Below are 19,833 nucleotides of genomic sequence, written 5' to 3'. Positions count from 1 at the left end.
CCGCAAACGTGGCGCCAGCGCGGCGCGCGTCAGCGATTCACAGCGGCTGGCCGGCAGCCGCCTGCCGCAAGCAGGCGCGTCGCCGCGTCACGGCCAGCACGATGGCCGCCATCGCCAGCGCGAGGATGATCGCGCCATACGCGTCGGCCGCCGCCAGCAGCCCGGCGCGCTGCGCCATGTAGCCCGCGATCATGGTCGGCACACTGTTGGCCAGATAGCTCTCGACATAGAACGCGCCCATCAGGCCGGCGCGTTCGTGCGGCTCTGCCAGCGGCAGCACGGTGCGCACCGCGCCCAGGAAGGTGGCGCCGAAACCCAGGCCGGCGACGATGGAACCGGCCAGCAGCAGGGCGGGGTAGCCGGCGTTGGCGGCGATCAGGATCAGCAGCAGTCCGGACGCCAGCGCGATTTCACCGGACAGCAAGGTGCGGAAGGTGCCGACCCGGCGCAGCGCGACCAGGGCGATGGCGACGGCGCCGCTCAGCGTCAGCGCCGTCACGGCGAAACCGCCGAGCCAGGGCGAACGGGCCTGCGTGGCCGAGACGATCAGCGACGGCATCAGCGACAGGTAGAAGCCGCCCAGCATCCATACCGCGACATTGGCTGGCGTGACGCCGAGCAGCGCCTTGCGGGCCTGCGGCGGCACGGTGATGCGGGGACGCAGGCTGGCCCAGGCGCCGTCGCGGCGCGTCGCGGTCTCGGGCACGCGCCACAGCAGCGCCAGCGCCAGCAGGAAGAGCGCGAGCAGCAGCGCGTAGACGGTATGCAGCGGATCGGGTGCGTGCACCAGCAGCGCCGTGCTGCCCAGCGCGCCGGCCGCCATGCCGATCATGGGCGAGATGCCGTTGATCAGCGCGCCGCGCTCGCGGTGCAGGTCCAGCAGCGCGGCGCCCACCGAGGCCGTCGCAAGCCCCGTGGCCGCGCCTTGCAGCAGGCGCGCGCCGACCAGCCAGCCGGGGCCCGAGGCCAGCAGGAAACCGCACATGGCCACGCTCTGCAACAGCAGCGCCAGCGCGATCACCGGACGCCGGCCGATATGATCGGACAGCCGGCCGGCGGTCAGCAGCGCCGTCAGCAAGGCCAGCGCGTAGGCGCCGAAGACGACTGTGAGCAGCGTGGCGCTGAATCCCCATTCCTGCTGGTAGACGCGGTACAGCGGGGTGGGCGCCGCCGAGGCCGCCAGGAAGGACATCAGTACGAAGGCGTGGAAGGCGGTGGCGCCGCGACGCGACAGCTTGCCCGGCTGGATGACGGGGCAGGCCAGGGATTCGGATGAGATCGTGGACATGGCGCGCCTTTAAATGCAAAATATTTGCGTTAGTGAGAATACAAGATCACGCTCACTAACGCAAATATTTTGCTTTAGTGAATTGGCGCATAAGCATATCCATGACGGCAGGACCAGGCATGACCGACAAATCAGGGCCACGCCCCGGCGGGCGCAGCGCGCGCGTGCAGGCCGCGGTGCACCAGGCGGTGCGCGAATTGCAGCGGGAACAGGGCCGCGATGGGCTGACGGTGCCTGCGGTGGCGGCGCGCGCGGGCGTGACCCCGTCGACCATCTATCGCCGCTGGGGCGACCTGTCGCAGTTGCTGGCGGACGTGGCGGTGGAGCAGCTGCAGCCCGAGCAGGCGCCGCCCGACACCGGTTCGTTCTACGGCGATCTGCTGGCCTGGCTGGAACAGTACTTCGACGAAATGTCCTCGGTGCCCGGGCGCGCCATGCTGCGCGACGTGCTGGGCACGCCGGGCCACGAAGGGGCCGGCAAGTGCGACGGCTTCACGCGCCAGCAGATCGAGGCGATTCGCGAGCGCGCCATCGGCCGGGGCGAGCAGGCCGCCGAGGCGGAGCAGATCATCACGCGCGTGGTGGCGCCGCTCATGTATGGCGTGCTGTTCGCCAACCAGGCGCCGAGCGCCGCCAGGATGCTGGCGCTGGTTCGGGAAGTGGAGGCCGCCCGACGCGCCGGCGCGGCGTGAATCCGCGCGCCGTGATTCGTGCTAAATTGGAAAAAGTTCATTTCCATTTTTGAGATCCCATGCCAGATCGCACGACCGATACCGCCAGCGCGTCCCGCGCCAGGGGCCGGCCGCGCGAGTTCGACATGGAACAGGCGCTGGACCGGGCCGTGGACGTGTTCAGTCAGCGCGGCTACCACGGCACCTCCATTGGCGATCTGGCGCGCGGCACCGAGCTGGCGCAGGGCAGCCTGTACAAGGCGTTCAAGGACAAGCACGCGTTGTTCCTGGCAGCGCTGGACCACTACCGCGCGCGCCGCGTCGAAGGCATGGCGCGGGCCATCGGTGCCGGCGGCAGCGGGCGTGAACGACTGCGCAGGTTGCTGGCCTTCTACGCCGAATCGTCGCAAGGCCGGCAGGGCCGGCAGGGCTGCCTGGTGGTCGAGAGCGCGGCGGAGCTGTCGTTCTTCGACGAGGACGTGGCCGAACGCGTGACCACGGCGCTGGGCCGCAACGAGGCGCTGCTGGCCGGCCTGATCCGGGAAGGGCAGGAAGACGGCTCGCTGGCCGCGCATATCGATCCGGCAGACGCTGCCCGCATGTTGTTGTGCCTGGTGCAAGGCATGCGCGTGGTCGGCAAGACGGGCCGCCGGCGGCAGGACATGCTGGCGGTGGTGGACATGGCGCTCAAGGCGCTGGAATGACCGGCCGCCGGGAGGGTCCCGCCGGCTTTTTTTGCCAATTTAGGAAATAAATATTTCCAATTAAGGAGCAGCAACCATGAAGACGATCGCTTTCCTGGGTCTGGGCACGATGGGCCTGCCGATGGCCGCCAACCTGCTGCGCGCGGGCTATGTCGTGCGCGCCTGGAACCGTTCGCCCGCGCCGCTCGGGAAACTGGCGGCGCTGGGCGCGCAGGCGACGGCCAGCCCGGCCGAGGCCGCCGCGGGCGCCGATGCGCTGGTGTCCATGCTGGCCGACGACGCGGCCACGCGTTATGCGGTGCTGGAGGCCGGCGCGCTGGCCGCGCTGGCCCCCGGCGCGGTGCACGTCAACATGGCCACCGTGTCGGTGGCGCTGGCGGCCGAGCTGGCGCGGTTGCATGGCGAGCGCGGCGTGGCCTATGTGGCGGCGCCGGTGCTGGGCCGGGTCAACGTGGCCGAGGCCGGCCAGCTCAATATCCTGGCGGCCGGCGAGGCGCGGGCGCTGCTGGCGGTGCAGCCGCTGTTCGACGCGATGGGCCGCAAGACCTGGTATTTCGGCGAACGTCCCGAGCAGGCCAACGCCGTCAAGCTGGCGGTGAACTTCATGATCGGCAGCGCCATCGGCGCCATGAGCGAAGCGGTTGCCCTGGTGCGCGGTTACGACGTGGACAAGGCGGCCTTCCTGGAGATGGCCACGTCCACCGCATTCGCCGCGCCGGTGTACCAGGGTTATGGGCAGGCCATCGCCGAAGAGCGCTTCGAGCCGGCCGGCTTCAAGCTGGCGCTGGGCCTGAAGGACCTGCGCCTGGCGCAGGAAGCGGCCGAGCAGGTGCACGTGCCGCTGCAACTGGCCGGCGTGCTGCGCGATGCGCACATCGAGAGCCTGGCGCGCGGCGAGGGCCAGCTGGACTGGGCCGCCCTGTCGCGCACGCCGGCGCGGCGGGCCGGGCTGGAGTAAGGCGTCGGGGCGAGCCGCTCCTGATCAGGCGGGCGCCGCGCGCGCCTGCCGCCGCCATCGCGGCAAACCACAAGTGATCTTCCTGTCCCCTGCGGCGCTGCGCGCCCCGCGGGCGTCGCATACTGGCTGTCCGGTCGCCATACGGCTATGTTGAGCCGCCGGCGCGATCGCCGGTAATTCTGTCCTAGTTCATTGCAGACATGCCGTTGCGACAGTGATTGTTTGAAGTTGTCTATTGACAACCTTGTGTGTGGTTTTCGATAATGGAGGCGCTTGATGACCAGGTCTTTGCATCCGAAGAAAGAAGTCGAGGCGGCGCTCAGGCATGCCGAAACGCATGGCTGGCGCGTGACGGTGGGCGGGGCCCATGCCTGGGGCAAGATCTATTGCCCCAGGCGGCACGACGAATGCCGCTGTGGCGAGTTCTGCATCACCAGCGTCTGGAGCACGCCCAGGAATCCGGGCAATCATGCGCGCGCCTTGCGGCGCGTGGTCGACAACTGCACCGCGCACGGCGGCTGACGCGCCGCGCGCCGAGGAACAGCGATGGAATACATCTTCACCCTGAAATACCAGCTGGGCAGCGATGTCGAGGACATGGACGCCGTCATCGAGCGCCTGGGCGAAGCCGGTTGCGACGACGCGCTGGCGGGCATTGGCCTACCGGGCCGCCTGGCGCTGGAATTCACGCGCGAGGCGCCCAGCGCCGAGGTCGCGGTCGGCAGCGCGCTGGACGATGTGCGTCGCGCCTTGCCCGACGCCCGGCTGATCGAGGCTGCGCCGGACCTGGTCGGCCTGACCGACGTGGCCGAGATCGCCGGCGTGTCGCGGCAGGCCATGCGCAAGCTGATGCTGGCGTATCCGGGCAGCTTCCCGGTGCCGGTGCATGAAGGCACCACGTCCCTGTGGCATCTGGCCGACCTGCTGGAGTGGCTGCGCGCCCGGGGCAACGCCGCCTGGCCGCCCGCGCTGGCGGAAGTGGCGCGGGCCGCCTTGCAGGTCAACCTGGCCAAGGAAAGGCGCCGGGCCTCCGCCTGAGGCGCCCTTCAGGGCGCGTCGTGCAACAGCAGTTCCAGGCCGACGCGCTCGCCATCGCGCACGCGGCTGATGGCGTGCTTGAGATTGACGCGGTAGTAGCCGGCGCCGCCCTTGAACGGCCGCTGACCCGTGCCGATGATGGCGGCGTCGCCGATGCCCAGCGGCAGCACGATGGGGCGCGATTGCATGCGCGGACGCTGCTCGGTCATGACGAATTCGCCACCGGTGAAATCCCGTCCGGGCTCGGACAGCAAGGCCACGACCTGCAGCGGAAAGACGCAGTCGCCGTCGACGTGCTGATGCAGGCCCACCTCGTCTCCCTGGCGCAGCCGTTGCAGGCGCGACAGCGGCCGCGTCTGGCCGGCGGCGCGATTCCGCGCAAGGAATTCCGGCAGTTCGGCCGGATAGCGCAGCGGGTCGTCCAGGATCTGCTGCCAGCGGTTGGCAATCGGCGCCAGATGGCGATAGAACGCCTTGCGCCATGGCATCCAGGCCGCTGGCGCCGTGGGGGCGTGTCCGAACAGCTCTCCGCTGTCCGCGCTGGCGCTGGCGCGTGCAGTGGGCGCCGTGGCGGGCGCGGCGTTCGCCAGCTCGCGCGCCTGTGCCGGCGTCAGCAGTCCCGGCAGCAGCGCATAGCCTTCCACGTCCAGTTCATGGGCGATGGCGGTCCAATTCCTGCCGTCCAGCATGGCGACGATGCCGGTCATGGCTGTGCATCCCCGGCCGATGCTCGGACGGGATCGCCCGGCGGCTGCACGCCCTGGGCGGGCAGCCGCCACAGATACCATGCGGCGACGGTGCGATGCGGGCTCCAGGCCAGCCCGATGTCGCGCATCTGGCGCGGCGTGGGCGTCTTGTCCAGGCTCTTCAGGCGTCGATAGCCTTCGCGCACGCCATAGTCGTCCACCGGCAGGATGTCGGACCGCTCCAGCGTGTAGATCAGGAACATCTCGACCGTCCAGCGGCCCACGCCGCGCAGCGGCGTCAGGCGCGCGATCAGCTCGTCGTCGGACAGGCGCAAGGCGTCGGCGCGGCTCGGGACCACGCCGTCCGCAGCCGCCTGTGCGATGCCGCGAATGGCGACCAGCTTGCTGGCCGACAGGCCGCAGGCGCGCTGTTGCTGTTCATCGGTGGCCAGCAACGCTTGCGGACTGGGGAAGTCCGCGTCGGGGTACAGCGCCAGCAAGCGCGCCAGGATGGCTTCGGCGGCGCGGGCATGCAATTGCTGGTGGGCGATGGCGCGCACCAGCGCTTCATACGGTTCGCGGCCCGGCTTGGCTTCGTGCCGGCAGGGACCGACGGCCGCGACATGGCGCGCCCAGTCGGCGTCCAGGCCGGCCAGGAAATCAGCGGCGCGCCGGTAGGCGCGGGGAGACAGGTCGGCGGGGATGGCGGCGCGCGGCATCAGCGTCCTTGTTGCGGGTTCATCACGGAAGGGGTCCTGGCGGTCTTTTTAACGCATGCGCGCCGGGCCGGGCAGGGGTCAACGCGCATCATGAAAAATCAGACCCACGGTATGGCGCGAACCGCCGCGCACACGGCTCACGCCATGGCGCATGGCGACCTTGCGCGTGCCGCCGCGCTTGCCCGGAGCCGGCCGGTGATTGACCGTGAAGACCAGCGCGTCGCCCTGGTCCAGCGCGATGACCTCGGCGCGCTGGCCGCTGGAGGCGGTCTCCGTCATGACGAATTCGCCGCCGTTGAAGTCCCGGCCGGGCCGCGACAGCAGGATGGCCACCTGCAAGGGAAAGACCCGCTCGCCGTACAGGTCCTGGTGCAGGCAGTTGTAGTCGCCTGCCCCATATTGCAGGATGAGCGGCGTGGGCCGCTTCTGGCCGGCCGCATGGCATTGCGCCAGGAACGCGTCGTGCGTGGCGGGAAACCGTTGCGGATCGCCGAGCAGTTGGTTCCAGCGGTTGGCGATGGGCGCCAGGCGCGGATACAGCGCCTGGCGCAGCGCTTGCAGCAGCGGCGGCAGCGGGTAGGAAAAGTACTTGTACTCGCCCCGCCCGAAGCCGTGGCGCGCCATCACGATACGGCTGCGATAGCCGTCCGGCGAAGCGTATCCGGCAGCCAGAGCCGCGCATTGCGCGGGGTCCAGCAAGCCGGGCAGCCGCGCATTGCCGCGCGCGTCGAGCGCGCGCGCGATGGCTTCCCAATCGTGGCGGTCCAGGTCCGGCGCCATGGCGCAGGTTTCCGGCATCATCGGCCGCGCTCGCCGGCGAGCAGCGCGCGCTTGCGTTCGACGCCCCAGCGATAGCCGGATAGCGCGCCATCGCCCCGCACCACGCGATGGCAGGGAATGGCCACGGCCAGCACGTTGGCGGCGCAGGCGCCGGCCACGGCGCGCGAGGCGTCGGGCGCGCCGAGCTGGCGCGCCAGCTCGCCGTAGCTGCGGGTCTGGCCGGCCGGGATGGCGGCGAGCGCCTGCCACACTTGCTGCTGGAAAGCGGTGCCGCCCACGTCCAGCGCCAGCGGCGCATCGGTGTTGCCGTGGTCGATATAGGCGGCGATGGCGGCCAGCTCAGGTTGCAGCGATCGCGGATCCGCGTGCAGCGTCGCATCGGGAAAGGCGGCGGCCAGCTCGGCGCGCAGCGCGTCCCGGTCCGCGCCCAGCAGAATCGCGCAGATGCCAAGCTCCGTCTTGCTGGCCAGGACCATGCCCAGCGTGGTCTGGCCGATGGCGTAGCGGATCGGGCCTTGTGGCGCGCTGCCGGGCGCGCGGTAGCGGCAGGTGAATGCTGCGTCTTGGCGGATCATGGCGGGTCTCCTGGGGTTCGGGCAGTGAAGCCAGTGTAGGCAGGCCGGTCGCGTTCGCCACTCCGGTCCTTGCTGGGCGTTCCGCGAAGGGGCTTGTCACTGCCGCTGTCGCGCCGTCGCCGGCTCGTTCCCGGCGCACAGGTCGCGCACGGGCCTGGCCCGCCGCAGCAGCAGCGCCAGCCCGGCCAGGTTCAGCGCCGCGCCGGCCAGCCAGGGCCAGCCGTTCCAACCCTGGCCGGGCGCGGCATAGAGGGCGGTGACGCACAGCGGGCCGATGACGGAGGTCAGGCCCGCCAGGGAGGCCAGAGATCCTTGCAACTGCCCCTGGCGCGACGCGCCGGCCTGCTGCGAGAGCAGCGCCTGCAGCGCGGGTACGACCAGGCCGCCCAGCGCGAGTGGCAACAGGATCGGAAACGCCATCCAGCCCTGCGTCGCGAAGGCGATCAGCACGTAGCCGCAGCCATCGGCCAGCAAGCCCAGCATGGCGCTGCCGCGCTCGCCGAAACGCCGGGTGGCGGGGCCGGGCAGCAGGGCCTGCGCCAGCGCATGCAGCACGCCGAAGGACGCCAGGGACAGGCCGACCATGGCGGCGTCCCAGTGGTAGCGGTCTTCGCCGTACAGCACCCACAGGGATCCAGGCACCTGGCCAGAGATCTGCGCGAGCACGTAGGCCAGCAGCAGCGCCGGCACCGCCGGCAGGCCGCGAGCCCAGCGCAGGGCGCCCAGCGGATTGAGCGCCTGGAGCGCGCGAGCCGGGCGGATGCCGGCGGCGGCGGGGGCTGTTGCGGCCGATGTCGTGGCGTCGGGCGCGGGCCGCGATTCCGGCAGGAAGCGCCAGGCCATGAGGCAATTGAGCGCGTTCAGCGCGGCGGCGACGGCGAAGGGCGCATGCGGCGACCACTGGCCCGCCAGGCCGCCGATGACCGGCCCGGCGATCAGCCCCAGGCCCATGCAGGCGCTCAGGTAGCCGTAGCGGCGGGCGCGGTCCTCGCCGCGCGAGAGGTCGGCGATGCATGAGCTGGCGACCGCGCCGGTCGCGCCGGTCAGGCCGGCGACGGCGCGACCCAGGTACAGCACCCACAGCGCCGGCGCGACCGCCATCACCGCGTAGTCCAGCGCGGCGCCGGCCAGCGAGGCCAGCAGCACCGGACGGCGTCCGTGGCGGTCGGACAGCGCGCCCAGCAGCGGCGCGCACAGGAACTGCATCAGCGCATACAGCGCCAGCAGCACGCCGTAGTGGCGGGCGACCTGATCGGCGCCAGCCAGCGCGCGCAGCAGGCCGGGCAGCACCGGCATGATCAGGCCGATGCCGGCGGCATCCAGCGCGACGGTCGTCAGGATGACGAACAGGGCTTTGTCGGATTTCATTAAGAATTTATCAGTGATAAGTTTGTGTATGAAAATCTATCAGTGATAAATTGTCAAGCCTGGAATTTCAGTGAACGGACCTGAACGCCGGCGCGCATGCACAGAGGCATCCGCGCCGGCGGATGGGTCGATACAGAGGAAGCCGCGTGACCAAACTCAGCCGCGAAACCGTGATCCGCGCCGCGCTGGACCTGCTCAACGAGGTCGGCGTGGACGGCCTGAGCACGCGCCGCCTGGCCGAGCGCCTGGGCGTGCAGCAACCCGCGCTCTATTGGCACTTCAAGAACAAGCGCGAACTGCTGGACGCGCTTTCCCGGCAGATGCTGGTCGAACGCCACACCCGTGGCATCCCGCAGCCGGGCGAGCACTGGCGCACGTTCCTGCACGACAACGCCATGAGCTTCCGGCGCGGCCTGCTGGCCTATCGCGACGGTGCGCGCATTCATGCGGGCACGCGGCCGGACGGGCCGCAGGCCGGCGCGGTGGAAGCGCAGCTGCGCCTGCTGCGGGACGCCGGGTTTGCGCCGGACGCCAGCGTGCATGCGCTGCTGGCGGTCAGCCAGTACACGGTGGGCGCGGTGCTGGAGCAGCAGGCGGCACAGGACGGCGCGGGGCAGGGCATGACCCGGCAGGAACTGCCGCAGGACGCGCCGCTGCTGCGCGCCGCCATGGATATACTCGAAGGCGGCGGCCCGGACCAGGCGTTCGAACAGGGCCTGGCCCTGTTGCTGGACGGGCTGGCCTGCCGCCTGGAGCAGGGCGGCGCGCGCTCGCCTGCTCGCCGCGCCTCCAAGGGAAACACGTAATGATCGACCACGCCACGCTGCTTACCTATCTCGCCGTGCTGACCGGCTTCGTGCTGATTCCCGGCCCCGCCGTGCTGCTGACGCTGGCGCGGGCGGCCACCTCGGGCACGCGCGTGGGCATGGCGACCGGACTCGGCATTGCGGCCGGCGACCTGATCCATACCTGCATGGCAGTGCTGGGGCTGTCGGCCATCCTGATGACGTCCGCTTTCCTGTTCAACGTGGTCAAGTACGCCGGCGCGGCCTATCTGGTCTACCTGGGCGTGCGCGCCTTCCTGGAGCGGGCCGACCTGCCCGACCTGACGCCGGCCGCGCGCGTCGACGCGCGCACGGCGTTCCGGCAGGCGATCCTGGCCGAGGTGCTGAACCCCAAGTCGGCGCTGTTCTTCCTGGCCTTCCTGCCGCAGTTCGTGCGTCCGCAGAACGGTCCCGTGGCCTTGCAGCTGGCCACGCTGGGCGTGCTGTTCGTGCTGATGGGCGCCTTGAGCACGGGGCTGGTGGCGCTGTGCGCGGGCCGCGTCGGCCGCCTCCTGCGCCGCCATCCGGCAATCTGGCGCTGGCAGGGCAAGGCGGTCGGCACGGTCTATTGCGCGCTGGGCATACGCATGGCGATGCAGCAGCGCTAGTGCGCTGTCCCGCAGATACGCCCACACGACATCCACCCCTGGCCGCCATGACGGTTCTCGATTTCAAACCCGTGCGACTGGGCGCCGCGTTGCGGCGCTGGCGTCTGTTGAACCGGATCAAGCAGACGCATGCCGCCGAGCTGTTCGGCGTGGCGCAGTCCACGATATCTCGCTGGGAAAGCGGCGTGCAGGAGATGGAGCCGGCCGAGCGCGCGCAGGTCGAGCGTCGGCTGTCCGCCAGGCTGGACGCGGCGGCGGATCGGGCGCTGGCCCGATTGGTCGATGCCGGTCCGTCGCCGATGCACCTGGTCTGCGACCTGAGTCACGCGCTGCTGGCCTGCTCGCCGCCGCGCGCCGCCGAGTTCGGCGCGCCCTTGTCCGGGCTGATGGGCCGTTCGCTGTGGCGCTACGCCACCCCTGAAATCCAGCGCATGGAAGCGGCGCTGGAAGCCATGGGCTGGCGCGAAACGCAAGCCCCGCCCGCCATCGAGTTCCGCACCGGCGCCAATCGCTCGGATGAGGTGCCGATCCGCCAGAGCGCCTGCCGCTGGACGCGCATCGTGCTGGCGGACGGCTCGGCGGCGCGGCTGGTCGAGACGCTGTGACGCGGCCTCGGGTTCAGTCCTCGCGTCCGGCTACTTCCCTGCGTTGCAACAGCGCCAACCCCACCAGGCTGGCCGCCGGCATGGCGGCGCAATAGGCGACCAGCGGCCAGGCGCTGCCGCCATCCAGCGCCAGTGTGGACAGCGTGCCCAAGCCGGCCACGATCAGACTTTGCGCGGCGTAGTACAGCGCCACCGCGGCGCCCGACGCGTCGCCGTAGTCCCGCAGCGCGCCGTTGGCGCTGACTGAAACCACCAGCACCATGCCGGTCGCCACCAGCCACATCGGCATCACGAAGGTGGCAAAGGACGGCGCCGTCGTGGCGGCGCAGCCGGCCAGGAGCGCCGCGCCCGCCAGCATCGTCGCCGCCCCGCGCGCGAAGCTGCCGGCGATGCCCCAGCGCGCCACCAGGCGCGGCGCCAGCCGCGTGGCCGCGATCATGACCAGCGCGACCGTCGAGAAGGCCGCGCTGAAGGCCATGTGCGAGTAGCCGGCGGCGCCCATGAGCACGCGCGGCGAGGTCGAGAAGAACACGAAGAAGGCGCCCATCGCCGCGCTGAATCCCAGCGTATAGATCCAGAACCGCAGGCTGCCCAGCATGGGCGCGAAGCCGGGCCGCCGCGCGCCCGGCGTGGATGGACGGGTCTCGCGCCAGCGCGGCATGGCGCGCAACCACGCCAGCAGGCCCGCCGCGCCCAGCGCGACGAAGATCGCCCGCCAGCCGAAGCCCGCCGCGATGGCCGCGCCGAGCATCGGCCCGAGCGCGGGGACGAAGGCCAGCATGGCGCTGAACAGGCCATAGATGGTGCTGCCTTCCGGCCGGTCGGCATAAACGTCGCGCACGGTGGCGAACATGGCCACCAGCGCGGCCGAGGCGCCCAGCGCCTGTAGCAGCCGCAACGCGACGAACAGCCCGCCGCTGCCGGCGGCGGCCAGCGCCAGCGACGCGGCGGCATACAGCAGCGCGCCGCCCAGCAGCACCGGCCGCCGGCCGATGCGGTCGGACAGCGGGCCGAAGATCAATTGGCCCAGTCCCAGCATCAGCATGTAGATGCTGAGGGTCAGCTGGACCATGGCGGGCGTGGTCTGCAAGGCCGCGGGCATGGCCGGCACCACGGGCAGGTACACGTCCATCGCCAGCGAGGCGAGCAGGTCGAAGGGCGCCATCAGCGCGAGCGCAGGCGGCAGGGGACCGGCCCAGATGTCGGGGCGGGCAGGGGAAGAATGGGTGGGCATGGCAAAGCCTCCGCACGGAAAGAGAATCCGGCGGCGATCTGCCTGGATGAGGCTCAGAGAGGGGGCTCAATGAGAGGCGATCGCCGCAACGACTGGGGTTGGGTGTCGTTGCGGCTCAGCGATCCGTGAGCGGGCCTGGCGTCATGGAGAGAATGCGTGTGGCATGGAATCTGGACGCTGAAGTCTATCCGATCGGGTGCGATCCTGCCACGCGTGGCCGTGCGGTACGCGGGTTCGCGTCTCGCTGCGATCATTTTTTATGCGTGGACGCGCATCCGGCGGCGATGCAAGATCCGAGTCTGGCGCGCGCGATTCGAACCCAGCGCGCGGCCGACACGCAAGGAGTCATGAAGCATGGATGCCGCGACACTCGAAGGCCGGCTGGAATTCATCCGCCAGGCCGAACGCCTCAAGGACGTGCTGCGCAGCGGCCGCAGCTCCGGCGGCCGGCAGGAAAGCACGGCCGAGCACAGCTGGCGTCTGTGCCTGATGGCCATGCTGTTCCAGGATGGGCTCGCGGGGCTGGATCCGCTGCGCGTGTTGCAGCTGTGCGTGGTCCACGACCTGGGCGAGGCGCTGGGCGGCGATGTGCCGGCGATCGTGCGCGACGCGCATCCGGACAAGAGCGCGCGCGAGCGCCGCGACCTGTTGCAACTGGCCCGCAGCCTGGACCCGGCGGCGCGCGAGCGGCTGCTGGCGCTGTGGGACGAGTACGAGGCCGCCGCGACGCCGGAAGCCCGCGCGGTGAAGGCGCTGGACAAGATGGAAACCATTCTGCAGCACAGCCAGGGCGACAATCCGCCCGATTTCGATTACGGTTTCAACCTGACCTATGGCCGCGACTACGCGCAGCACGACGAGGTGCTGCGCGCGCTGCGGACCCTGGTCGACGAGGCCACGGCGCGCAGGATGGCGATCCCGCGCGCCGATTCATCATCCGCTTGAATCGATCCGGCTTTGATCCGGTCCAGAGAACATGCGCAGCACCCCGGAAGCCGGCCCGTTCCGGCAGGACATATTGAACGCCGCGACCGCTGGCATGGCCCACGCGCCCGCCAGGGAAATGCTGCTTCGCCATCGCGCGGCGGGCTGGACGCGGGACCGCATGTACGCGGAGCTGGCGTCCATGGCCGTGGCGGCGCCGGAGCATGAAGACTACCTTCATGACCTGATGGACTTCGTTTCGGGCTATTGTTCTCTCGCCATGAGGATCTTCGATTGAATCGCGTGCCGACGGGAGATTGACATGCAGGTGTTCAAGACGCTGGCCGAACTGCTGCGGGCCATCCCCGCGCTGCAGGCCGGGGAGTGGATCTACGTGAACCTGGACGCGTGGCGCGCGACGCCCGAGCAGGCCGTGTTCTATTCCATTTCGGAAACGTATCTGGAGGAACTGGACGATGACGAGGTCTACCTGGACGACGAAGACCTGGAAATGCCGCTAGCCGTCCGGGGCCTGGACTTGCGTGGCTGGATGCTGGCCGGGAATGTGCAATACATCGCCGGCCGGTTGAATGGCGAGGACCCGGCCGAATTCATCGCCCAGGTGAATCACTACCGAGAGTACGACAGCTTCAAATGACCGACTCCGCCTCCAAGTCTCCCGGCGCGACCGCGCCTGCCACGGACATCGCGCTCGGCCTCGCATCCCGCCATTCGCTGCGGGCGTTCATCGCTCAGCGCGTGGGCCAAGACGGGCTGGCCCAGGTCGGCGATGCGCCGTACCGGATGGACGTCGGCGCCGAGGATCTGACGGACGCCAACAACGCCTTCGGCGAGGCGGGCTTCCTGATTTCCTGGGTCGAGACCCGGAAGGCGAAGCGCGGGCTGTCGTGAGCGACGACGGTTTTTCACCCGCAAGCGCGCATCCCGAATCCCGCGCGCCGTTGCATTGACAGGCCCTAGCCCGCCGCGCCGTCCGGCAGCCTGGCGATCACCTTGAGTTCAACGTCGAACCCATACAGCCAGGTGACGCCCACGCCGGTCAGCGTGGGATACGGCGCCTGTCCCCAGAACTCGGGAACGATGCGCCAGATCCGTTCGAACGTCGATGCGGGATCGACGATGAACACTGTCACGTCGACCACGTCGTCGAAGCTGCAGCCGGCGGCGGCCAGCACGGCGTTGAGGTTGCGGAACGCCAGCCGCACCTGTTCGTCCAGGTCCGGCTCGGGCGAGCCATCCTCGCGGCTGCCGACCTGGCCCGAGACGAACAGGAAGCCGTTGGCCTTGATCGCCGGGGAATAGCGGTTGCGCTCATAAAGCGCCTGGCGTCCGGGGGGAAAGACGACGTCGCGTTGGGTCATGCCTGATCTCCGTGTACAGGCCGGCTGGCCTGGATGTGTGTGAACCGATGCCGCACTGTAGGAGGCGGCGCGCCGCCGATAAACGGGCAAGCCTGTCCAGCACTGTTTGTAGAATGCAAACAATCTGGCGAAGGGCAGGAGACACGCATGGACCGATTCGATGCAATGCAAGCGTTTGCGCGGGTGGTGGAGACAGGCAGCTTCACCAAGGCGGCCGAGACGCTGCGCATCAGCCGGACCAGTGTGACGCAGCTGGTGCAGCAGCTGGAGGCGCGGCTGCGCGTCAGGCTGTTGAACCGCACGACTCGCCAGGTCAATGTCACGGCCGACGGCGCGGCCTATTACGAACGCGTGCTGCGCCTGCTGGCCGACATGGACGATGCCGAGACCAGCCTGTCCGGCGCCTCGGCCTCGCCCCGGGGCCGGCTGCGCGTGGACGTGCCCAGTCCCTTCGCGCGCATGGTGCTGGTGCCGGCCTTGCCGGCCTTCCATGCGCGCCATCCCGAGATCCAGCTGGACCTCGGCGTGAGCGACCGCAAGGTGGACCTCATCGGCGAGAACGTGGACTGCGTGATCCGCGGCGGCGAACTGCAGGACCAATCGCTGCGCGCGCGCCGCGTGGCGGACCTGCGGCTGGGCGTGTACGCGTCGCCGGGCTATCTGGCGATGGCGGGCGTGCCACGGCATCCGGGCGAGCTGGAAGACTCGCACCATCGCATCGTGGGCTATCTGTGGGCGCGGCTGGGGCGGGCGCTGCCCTATGCCATGCAGCGCGGCGACGAACGCCTGAGCGTGCACGGACGCTACGCGCTGGCGGTGGACGACGGCAACGCCTATCTGCAGGCCGGCCTGGCGGGGCTGGGCATCTTGTGGCTGCCCGACTACATGGCGCGGCCGCACCTGGCCAGCGGCGAGCTGGCGCGGCTGTTCGAGGACTGGGACATGGAAACGATGCCGATGTACCTGGCCTATCCGCCCAACCGCCACGTCAGCGCCAAGCTGCGCGCCTTCATCGACTGGGTCGTGGAATTGATGGAGAGGCAGGCGTAGCACCGCCGCCCGGCGGCGCGGGCTAGGGGCAGGCATGGCGCTCCAGGTCGGCACTCCTGGTCTGAACGTCCCAGCCTGAAAGCGCTAGCCAGGAAATCAGGCCAGAAACTCAGGCCAGGCACTCAGACCAGGCACTCAGACCAGGCACTCAGACCAGGCACTCAGGCCACGAACTCAGGCCGTCTCCAGCGGATTCAAGCGATCGGCGATCTCGCGCTGGACCCGCCGCAAGTGCTGGCGCATGGCCTGTTCGGCGGCGTCCGGCGAACGCGCGGCGATGGCTTCCGCGATGGCGCGGTGTTCCTGGTCGCGTTGCTGGATGCGCTCGCTCGTGATCGCGCTGGCCATGGGCACGTGCAGCCTGTGGTCGGAGCCGACGCGGCGCAGGAAGGCATACAGGCTGGCCGCGAGCTGGTTGCCGGAGCTGTCGGCCAGCAGCTTGTGGAAGGCGATATCGCCGATGGTGCGCGTCACGCCTTGCGGCGTGGTGGCGGCTTCCAGGATCTTGGCGATCTGCACCGGCGATGCGCGCACCGCCGCCAGGCGCGCGATGGCCGGCTCCAGCACGATGCGCAGCTCGATGACCTCCAGCGCATTGGTGCCCTGGACCACCACGTCGCTCTTGAGCACCGGACTGTCGTTGCGGCGGATGATGGGGCGGGGCAGTTCGGCGGCGTCGCGCATCGTCTCCAGCGCCAGCCGCAGGCGATGCCGCTTCACCTTCAGCTGATCGGCCAGCAGGCGCTCGGGCGGCAGCTCCTCTCCCTTGCCGATCATGGCGCGGATCTGTGTGATCAGGCGCGTGACGTCATTCGAAACTTCGGGTTGCCTTGTGCGTGCCATGAGTTTCCCGCCTCCGGTTTTTTTGCGTACATCTTATGGGCGGAATATACGCCCAGCAATATCGAAAACCCTGAATGGTTGTTAATTGGTGGTTATTCGGTTGCTAATTCGCAAATGCCTGATTTGCATGGGGAAAGCCTAGAAAAATAAGGGTCGGAAAATCAGGTTTAGGGGTTTTCCATAAAAAAACCAGAATCGCGTTTACACAACCATTGGTTGTTATTAGATTTTGTTCCGCTGAATCCTGATAACCATTCAAAGGGGAATGTGTATGCACGCGACCGAGGTCGCCGGCGATGCGCGCGCGGCGGAATTGCTGTCCATGTATGAGCAGATCGAACGGAGGCACATGTTTCCGTTCTGGGCGCGCGGAGACAGCGCGCACGACGACATCAGCCAGCTGACCAACGGCCCCAAGCCGGTGCCGCACCGCTGGTCGTACCGCGACGACATCCAGCCCCTGCTGGCCCAGTCGGCGCGCCTGATCTCCACCGAGAACACCGACCGCCGCTCGCTGATCCTCATCAACCCGGGCCTGGCGCCGCGCCGCGCGACGGTGTCCACGCTGTACACCGCCTATCGCCAGAACGATCCCAACGAACTCATGCCGCCGCACGCGCACACGGCCAGCGCCGTGCGCTTCGGCCTGACGGGCCGGCAGAACTTCACGGGCGTGGAGGGCGAGGACATCACCTTCCTGCCCGGCGACATGGTGCTGACGCCGCGCGACACCTGGCACAACCACGGCAACCTGGGCGGCGAGCCGGCCATCAATCTGTCAGTGCTGGACTATCCGCTGGTCGAGAACCTGAACGCCCTGTCGTTCCAGCACGACTACCAGGAAAACGGCGAGGTCGTGCGCAAGCAGAGCGCGCGCTTCCAGACCGAGTATTCGCGCATGGTCTACGGCGCCGGCGGACTGACGCCGCGCTTTCTCGACCACCGGCGCGGCGGCGGCGATTCCTCGCCCATGTTCGTGTACCGTTACGAAGCCATGCGCGAGCTGCTGTATCGCTTTCGCGACTGGGACGAATCGCCGCACGAGGGCGTGTCGATCGAATACACGCATCCGCTGCGGGGCGGCCCGGTCTACCGGACCATGACCTTCTTCATGCAGATGGTGCGGCCGGGCGAGACCACGCTGCCGCTCAAGCAGACCGCCAACCTGCTGGTGTCGCCGTTCAGCGGCCAGGGCAGCATGACGGTGGGCGAACAGCGGCATGCGCTCGAACCGTTCGACACGGTCGCCGTGCCCAGCGAGAACTGGGTGCAGTACCGCAACGACGCCACCGAGCCGCTGATCCTGTTCATCGCCAGCGACGAGCCGGCGCTGCGCGCCATGGGCCTGTTCCACCAGTGGGGACGCACGGCCGGCGGCGATCTGGTCGAGCTGGTCTGAGGGAGCCCGGCCTTGGCTAAACAATGGAACACCTCGCTGCTTGCCCACGTCGATTGCGAGGGGGGCGGACAGGTCTGGGTGGAGGGCGCGACGATGTATGTCTCGCACATGCGTCCGCCCTATGGCACCTCGATCTACGACGTCGAAGACCCGCGCCGCCCGCGCCTGCTGGCGTCGCTGGAAGTGCCCATCGGCTGGCATTCGCACAAGGTGCGCGTGCGCGACGGCCTGATGATCGTCAACTATGAGAAGTTCCGCAGCGGCGCCGACGATTTCGGCGGCGGACTGGGCATCTACGACGTCAGCCGGCCGGACCGTCCGCGCCTGATCACGCACTGGAAGACCGGCACCCAGGGCGGCGGCGTGCACCGCTACGACTTCGACGGCCGCTACGCCTATATCTCGCCGACGGCGCCGGGCTACATCGGCAACATCGTCAAGATCCTGGACCTGCGCGATCCGGCGAAGCCCGAGGAAGTGGGGCGCTGGTGGATTCCCGGCCAGCACGAGGCCGGCGGCGAAACCTATCCCTGGGACAACTACGTGCCGCCGCGCTGCCACCATCCGCTGCGCATGGGCAACCGCCTGTACGTGTCGTACTGGCATCACGGCATGTTCATCCTGGACATCGAGGACATGGCGCGCCCGCGCCTGGTGTCGCAGTTCAACACCGGGCCGGCCCATCCGCATCCCACGCACACGGCGCTGCCCATACCGGGGTTGCTCAAGGGCCGCCAGATCCTGGTGGTGGCGGACGAGGACGTGGCCAAGCTGCGGCCGTCGCCGCCGGCCTTCACCTGGTTCTTCGACATCACGGACGAGCGCCAGCCCATGCCGATCTCCACCTTCCAGGTCGACGGCGTGGACCCTGACGGCCAGCCGCAAGAAGCCATGTCCGGCTGTCACCAGCCGGCCGAGAAGTTCAGCGGCAATGTGCTGCCCTTCGCCTGGTTCGCGCGCGGCCTGCGACTGCTGGACATCAGCGATCCGTTCCGGCCGCGCGAAGTGGGCTGCTACGAGCCCGACCCGCCGGCCGGCTGCGAACGCGCGTCGTCCAACGACGTCACCACCGACGACCGCGGGCTGCTCTACCTGCTGGACCGGCAGCGCGGCCTGGACATCATCGAAAGCTCCGTTTACGGGACCTGACCATGACCTATCTGCAACAAGCCTTTGGCAACAAGAATCCGAACCTGCCGTTCCATCCGGCGGTGCGGGCGGGCGACTACGTCTTCGTGTCGGGCCAGGTGGCCAAGGACGAGAACGGCGTCATGCTGGAAGGCACCATCGAACAGCTGACGCGTGCCACCATCGAAGCGATGCGGCGGGCGCTGCGGGCGGCCGACTGCGACCTGGCCGACGTGGTCAAGGCCACCGTCTACCTGGAAGACGCGCGCGATTTTGGCCGCTACAACGGCGTGTTCAAGGAGTACTTCCCGGACGGGATGCTCGCGCGCACGACCGTGGAGGCCCGCGCGGTCATCGACACCAAGATCGAGATCGAGTGCATCGCCTACAAGCCGCAGCGGTCCTGAACGGCCGCGCAAACCATATATCAAGGGAGAATCATCATGCTGGAAGTTCTGGGACGCGCCACCTCGGGCAATGTGCAGAAAGTGTTGTTCCTGCTCGAAGAGCTGGGCACGCCGTACAAGCGCCACGATTACGGCAAGACCTTCGAGGGCACCACGCTCACCCCGCAATACCAGGCCATCAACCCCACGCAGAAGGTGCCGACCCTGCGCGACGGCGAGCTGCACGTGTGGGAATCGCACACCATCCTGCGCTATGTGGCCAACAAGCAGGAAGCCCACGCGCTGTATCCGCGCGATCCCGCCGCGCGCAGCCAGGTCGAGCGCTGGATGGACTGGACGCTGGCCTCGCTCAACGTGGCCTACCTGGCCGGCTTCAAGGAAGCCAAGCTGCCGCCCGAGCAACTGAGCGAGGCGGCCGCCAAGCTGCTGTCCGCCGAGCTGTCGCTGCTGGACGGGCACCTGGCGGGCCGGCCCTGGGTCGCGGGCGAGGCCTTCTCCCTGGCCGACATTTGCCTGGCGCCGCTGGTGCGCCGCTGCCTGAAGTTCCCCCATCCCAAGCCCGAGCTGGCGCATCTGCGGCAATGGATGGCGCGCATCGAGCAGCGGCCGGCTTTCGCGGCGGCCGTGGCCGCGGGTTGAGGC

At 69.1% G+C, this 19,833-nt stretch carries 26 protein-coding genes; 17 read left to right on the top strand and 9 right to left on the bottom strand.

Annotated features, from left to right (window positions below; genetic code table 11):
* Positions 1 to 37: 37 nt before the first annotated feature.
* A complete protein-coding gene (locus C2U31_RS22595) occupies positions 38 to 1,288 on the bottom strand; it encodes an MFS transporter (RefSeq protein WP_103274835.1) in 1,251 nt (416 codons plus the stop codon).
* A gap of 119 nt (positions 1,289 to 1,407) precedes the next feature.
* On the opposite strand from C2U31_RS22595, the gene C2U31_RS22590 reads away from it, so the two are divergent.
* From C2U31_RS22590 to C2U31_RS22570, 5 genes are all read left to right on the top strand, one after another.
* Positions 1,408 to 1,980, top strand: a complete 573-nt coding sequence (locus C2U31_RS22590; protein WP_103274834.1) for a TetR/AcrR family transcriptional regulator — start codon at positions 1,408 to 1,410, stop codon at positions 1,978 to 1,980.
* 59 nt (positions 1,981 to 2,039) lie between these two features.
* Positions 2,040 to 2,663 (top strand): TetR/AcrR family transcriptional regulator, encoded by a 624-nt coding sequence (locus C2U31_RS22585; protein WP_103274833.1) that lies wholly within the window; start codon positions 2,040 to 2,042, stop codon positions 2,661 to 2,663.
* 76 nt (positions 2,664 to 2,739) lie between these two features.
* Positions 2,740 to 3,621 carry an NAD(P)-dependent oxidoreductase gene (locus C2U31_RS22580; RefSeq protein WP_103274832.1) on the top strand — a complete coding sequence of 294 codons (882 nt, stop codon included), beginning with the start codon at positions 2,740 to 2,742 and terminating at the stop codon, positions 3,619 to 3,621.
* A 276-nt stretch (positions 3,622 to 3,897) separates the two neighbouring features.
* Positions 3,898 to 4,143 carry a hypothetical protein gene (locus C2U31_RS22575; protein WP_103274831.1) on the top strand — a complete coding sequence of 82 codons (246 nt, stop codon included), beginning with the start codon at positions 3,898 to 3,900 and terminating at the stop codon, positions 4,141 to 4,143.
* A 24-nt stretch (positions 4,144 to 4,167) separates the two neighbouring features.
* Positions 4,168 to 4,659, top strand: a complete 492-nt coding sequence (locus C2U31_RS22570) for an AlpA family transcriptional regulator (protein ID WP_103274830.1) — start codon at positions 4,168 to 4,170, stop codon at positions 4,657 to 4,659.
* An 8-nt stretch (positions 4,660 to 4,667) separates the two neighbouring features.
* Here the strand turns inward: C2U31_RS22570 and C2U31_RS22565 are convergent, their stop codons facing one another.
* From C2U31_RS22565 to tet, 5 genes are all read right to left on the bottom strand, one after another.
* The gene (locus tag C2U31_RS22565) at positions 4,668 to 5,366 is read right to left on the bottom strand and encodes a 2OG-Fe(II) oxygenase (protein ID WP_103274829.1); all 699 of its coding nucleotides are present in this window, start codon (positions 5,364 to 5,366) and stop codon (positions 4,668 to 4,670) included.
* A complete protein-coding gene (locus tag C2U31_RS22560; RefSeq protein ID WP_103274828.1) occupies positions 5,363 to 6,064 on the bottom strand; it encodes a DNA-3-methyladenine glycosylase in 702 nt (233 codons plus the stop codon). The genes C2U31_RS22565 and C2U31_RS22560 overlap by 4 nt, the downstream gene beginning before the upstream one ends.
* Before the next feature lie 78 nt (positions 6,065 to 6,142).
* The gene (locus tag C2U31_RS22555; protein ID WP_199770870.1) at positions 6,143 to 6,865 is read right to left on the bottom strand and encodes a 2OG-Fe(II) oxygenase; all 723 of its coding nucleotides are present in this window, start codon (positions 6,863 to 6,865) and stop codon (positions 6,143 to 6,145) included.
* Positions 6,862 to 7,419, bottom strand: a complete 558-nt coding sequence (locus C2U31_RS22550; RefSeq protein ID WP_103274827.1) for a methylated-DNA--[protein]-cysteine S-methyltransferase — start codon at positions 7,417 to 7,419, stop codon at positions 6,862 to 6,864. Before C2U31_RS22550 ends, C2U31_RS22555 begins: the two co-directional genes overlap by 4 nt.
* A 96-nt stretch (positions 7,420 to 7,515) precedes the next feature.
* Entirely contained in the window at positions 7,516 to 8,787 is a 1,272-nt protein-coding gene (tet, locus tag C2U31_RS22545) for a Tet(A)/Tet(B)/Tet(C) family tetracycline efflux MFS transporter (protein ID WP_103274826.1), read from the bottom strand.
* A gap of 146 nt (positions 8,788 to 8,933) precedes the next feature.
* Between tet and tetR the strand changes: the two genes are divergently transcribed.
* The 3 genes from tetR to C2U31_RS22530 are packed head-to-tail and all read left to right on the top strand — an operon-like array spanning position 8,934 to position 10,824.
* Positions 8,934 to 9,593, top strand: coding sequence for a tetracycline resistance transcriptional repressor TetR (gene tetR / locus C2U31_RS22540; RefSeq protein WP_103274825.1), 660 nt, complete (start codon positions 8,934 to 8,936; stop codon positions 9,591 to 9,593).
* Positions 9,593 to 10,219: a LysE family translocator gene (locus C2U31_RS22535; RefSeq protein WP_103274824.1), complete on the top strand. Its 627-nt coding sequence runs from the start codon at positions 9,593 to 9,595 to the stop codon at positions 10,217 to 10,219. The genes tetR and C2U31_RS22535 overlap by 1 nt, the downstream gene beginning before the upstream one ends.
* Positions 10,220 to 10,266: 47 nt before the next feature.
* Positions 10,267 to 10,824 carry a helix-turn-helix transcriptional regulator gene (locus tag C2U31_RS22530; protein ID WP_103274823.1) on the top strand — a complete coding sequence of 186 codons (558 nt, stop codon included), beginning with the start codon at positions 10,267 to 10,269 and terminating at the stop codon, positions 10,822 to 10,824.
* A 13-nt stretch (positions 10,825 to 10,837) separates the two neighbouring features.
* Here the strand turns inward: C2U31_RS22530 and cml are convergent, their stop codons facing one another.
* Entirely contained in the window at positions 10,838 to 12,058 is a 1,221-nt protein-coding gene (gene cml, locus C2U31_RS22525; RefSeq protein WP_103274822.1) for a CmlA/FloR family chloramphenicol efflux MFS transporter, read from the bottom strand.
* Positions 12,059 to 12,412: 354 nt separating this feature from the next.
* On the opposite strand from cml, the gene C2U31_RS22520 reads away from it, so the two are divergent.
* Genes C2U31_RS22520 through C2U31_RS22505 form a run of 4 tightly spaced genes read left to right on the top strand, consistent with a single transcriptional unit; the run spans position 12,413 to position 13,894 of the window.
* Positions 12,413 to 13,003 (top strand): HD domain-containing protein, encoded by a 591-nt coding sequence (locus C2U31_RS22520; RefSeq protein ID WP_103274821.1) that lies wholly within the window; start codon positions 12,413 to 12,415, stop codon positions 13,001 to 13,003.
* Positions 13,004 to 13,034: 31 nt separating this feature from the next.
* On the top strand, positions 13,035 to 13,280 hold the full coding sequence (locus tag C2U31_RS22515; protein ID WP_103274820.1) for a hypothetical protein: 246 nt from the start codon (positions 13,035 to 13,037) through the stop codon (positions 13,278 to 13,280).
* A 24-nt stretch (positions 13,281 to 13,304) separates the two neighbouring features.
* Positions 13,305 to 13,640 (top strand): hypothetical protein, encoded by a 336-nt coding sequence (locus C2U31_RS22510; protein ID WP_103274819.1) that lies wholly within the window; start codon positions 13,305 to 13,307, stop codon positions 13,638 to 13,640.
* Entirely contained in the window at positions 13,637 to 13,894 is a 258-nt protein-coding gene (locus C2U31_RS22505) for a hypothetical protein (protein WP_103274818.1), read from the top strand. Before C2U31_RS22510 ends, C2U31_RS22505 begins: the two co-directional genes overlap by 4 nt.
* 65 nt (positions 13,895 to 13,959) lie before the next feature.
* Here the strand turns inward: C2U31_RS22505 and C2U31_RS22500 are convergent, their stop codons facing one another.
* Positions 13,960 to 14,364, bottom strand: coding sequence for a RidA family protein (locus C2U31_RS22500; protein WP_103274817.1), 405 nt, complete (start codon positions 14,362 to 14,364; stop codon positions 13,960 to 13,962).
* 147 nt (positions 14,365 to 14,511) lie between these two features.
* On the opposite strand from C2U31_RS22500, the gene C2U31_RS22495 reads away from it, so the two are divergent.
* The gene (locus C2U31_RS22495) at positions 14,512 to 15,414 is read left to right on the top strand and encodes a LysR family transcriptional regulator (RefSeq protein WP_103274816.1); all 903 of its coding nucleotides are present in this window, start codon (positions 14,512 to 14,514) and stop codon (positions 15,412 to 15,414) included.
* A 174-nt stretch (positions 15,415 to 15,588) separates the two neighbouring features.
* On the opposite strand, the gene C2U31_RS22490 is transcribed toward C2U31_RS22495, so the two are convergent.
* Complete coding sequence (locus C2U31_RS22490) at positions 15,589 to 16,257, bottom strand: FadR/GntR family transcriptional regulator (RefSeq protein WP_103274815.1); 669 nt, start codon at positions 16,255 to 16,257, stop codon at positions 15,589 to 15,591.
* 271 nt (positions 16,258 to 16,528) lie between these two features.
* Between C2U31_RS22490 and C2U31_RS22485 the strand changes: the two genes are divergently transcribed.
* The 4 genes from C2U31_RS22485 to C2U31_RS22470 are packed head-to-tail and all read left to right on the top strand — an operon-like array spanning position 16,529 to position 19,830.
* The gene (locus C2U31_RS22485; protein ID WP_103274814.1) at positions 16,529 to 17,656 is read left to right on the top strand and encodes a cupin domain-containing protein; all 1,128 of its coding nucleotides are present in this window, start codon (positions 16,529 to 16,531) and stop codon (positions 17,654 to 17,656) included.
* 12 nt (positions 17,657 to 17,668) lie between these two features.
* Positions 17,669 to 18,805 carry an LVIVD repeat-containing protein gene (locus tag C2U31_RS22480; RefSeq protein ID WP_103274813.1) on the top strand — a complete coding sequence of 379 codons (1,137 nt, stop codon included), beginning with the start codon at positions 17,669 to 17,671 and terminating at the stop codon, positions 18,803 to 18,805.
* Between the two features lie 2 nt (positions 18,806 to 18,807).
* The gene (locus tag C2U31_RS22475) at positions 18,808 to 19,191 is read left to right on the top strand and encodes a RidA family protein (RefSeq protein ID WP_103274812.1); all 384 of its coding nucleotides are present in this window, start codon (positions 18,808 to 18,810) and stop codon (positions 19,189 to 19,191) included.
* A 36-nt stretch (positions 19,192 to 19,227) separates the two neighbouring features.
* Positions 19,228 to 19,830 (top strand): glutathione S-transferase family protein, encoded by a 603-nt coding sequence (locus C2U31_RS22470; RefSeq protein WP_103274811.1) that lies wholly within the window; start codon positions 19,228 to 19,230, stop codon positions 19,828 to 19,830.
* The last annotated feature ends 3 nt before the right edge of the window (positions 19,831 to 19,833 follow it).

This window comes from Achromobacter sp. AONIH1 (genome assembly GCF_002902905.1).
Taxonomy (GTDB): Bacteria; Pseudomonadota; Gammaproteobacteria; order Burkholderiales; family Burkholderiaceae_B; genus Achromobacter.
The sequence above is the reverse complement of the archived record's forward strand: the minus strand, read 5'-3'. Positions and strand labels throughout refer to the sequence as shown.

Coding starts and splice junctions, on each gene's coding strand:
- C2U31_RS22595 (WP_103274835.1), bottom strand. CDS start 1,288: ATGTCCACGATCTCATCCGAATCCCTGGCCTGCCCCGTCATCCAGCCG.
- C2U31_RS22590 (WP_103274834.1), top strand. CDS start 1,408: ATGACCGACAAATCAGGGCCACGCCCCGGCGGGCGCAGCGCGCGCGTG.
- C2U31_RS22585 (WP_103274833.1), top strand. CDS start 2,040: ATGCCAGATCGCACGACCGATACCGCCAGCGCGTCCCGCGCCAGGGGC.
- C2U31_RS22580 (WP_103274832.1), top strand. CDS start 2,740: ATGAAGACGATCGCTTTCCTGGGTCTGGGCACGATGGGCCTGCCGATG.
- C2U31_RS22575 (WP_103274831.1), top strand. CDS start 3,898: ATGACCAGGTCTTTGCATCCGAAGAAAGAAGTCGAGGCGGCGCTCAGG.
- C2U31_RS22570 (WP_103274830.1), top strand. CDS start 4,168: ATGGAATACATCTTCACCCTGAAATACCAGCTGGGCAGCGATGTCGAG.
- C2U31_RS22565 (WP_103274829.1), bottom strand. CDS start 5,366: ATGACCGGCATCGTCGCCATGCTGGACGGCAGGAATTGGACCGCCATC.
- C2U31_RS22560 (WP_103274828.1), bottom strand. CDS start 6,064: ATGCCGCGCGCCGCCATCCCCGCCGACCTGTCTCCCCGCGCCTACCGG.
- C2U31_RS22555 (WP_199770870.1), bottom strand. CDS start 6,865: ATGATGCCGGAAACCTGCGCCATGGCGCCGGACCTGGACCGCCACGAT.
- C2U31_RS22550 (WP_103274827.1), bottom strand. CDS start 7,419: ATGATCCGCCAAGACGCAGCATTCACCTGCCGCTACCGCGCGCCCGGC.
- tet (WP_103274826.1), bottom strand. CDS start 8,787: ATGAAATCCGACAAAGCCCTGTTCGTCATCCTGACGACCGTCGCGCTG.
- C2U31_RS22535 (WP_103274824.1), top strand. CDS start 9,593: ATGATCGACCACGCCACGCTGCTTACCTATCTCGCCGTGCTGACCGGC.
- C2U31_RS22530 (WP_103274823.1), top strand. CDS start 10,267: ATGACGGTTCTCGATTTCAAACCCGTGCGACTGGGCGCCGCGTTGCGG.
- cml (WP_103274822.1), bottom strand. CDS start 12,058: ATGCCCACCCATTCTTCCCCTGCCCGCCCCGACATCTGGGCCGGTCCC.
- C2U31_RS22520 (WP_103274821.1), top strand. CDS start 12,413: ATGGATGCCGCGACACTCGAAGGCCGGCTGGAATTCATCCGCCAGGCC.
- C2U31_RS22515 (WP_103274820.1), top strand. CDS start 13,035: ATGCGCAGCACCCCGGAAGCCGGCCCGTTCCGGCAGGACATATTGAAC.
- C2U31_RS22510 (WP_103274819.1), top strand. CDS start 13,305: ATGCAGGTGTTCAAGACGCTGGCCGAACTGCTGCGGGCCATCCCCGCG.
- C2U31_RS22505 (WP_103274818.1), top strand. CDS start 13,637: ATGACCGACTCCGCCTCCAAGTCTCCCGGCGCGACCGCGCCTGCCACG.
- C2U31_RS22500 (WP_103274817.1), bottom strand. CDS start 14,364: ATGACCCAACGCGACGTCGTCTTTCCCCCCGGACGCCAGGCGCTTTAT.
- C2U31_RS22495 (WP_103274816.1), top strand. CDS start 14,512: ATGGACCGATTCGATGCAATGCAAGCGTTTGCGCGGGTGGTGGAGACA.
- C2U31_RS22490 (WP_103274815.1), bottom strand. CDS start 16,257: ATGGCACGCACAAGGCAACCCGAAGTTTCGAATGACGTCACGCGCCTG.
- C2U31_RS22485 (WP_103274814.1), top strand. CDS start 16,529: ATGCACGCGACCGAGGTCGCCGGCGATGCGCGCGCGGCGGAATTGCTG.
- C2U31_RS22475 (WP_103274812.1), top strand. CDS start 18,808: ATGACCTATCTGCAACAAGCCTTTGGCAACAAGAATCCGAACCTGCCG.
- C2U31_RS22470 (WP_103274811.1), top strand. CDS start 19,228: ATGCTGGAAGTTCTGGGACGCGCCACCTCGGGCAATGTGCAGAAAGTG.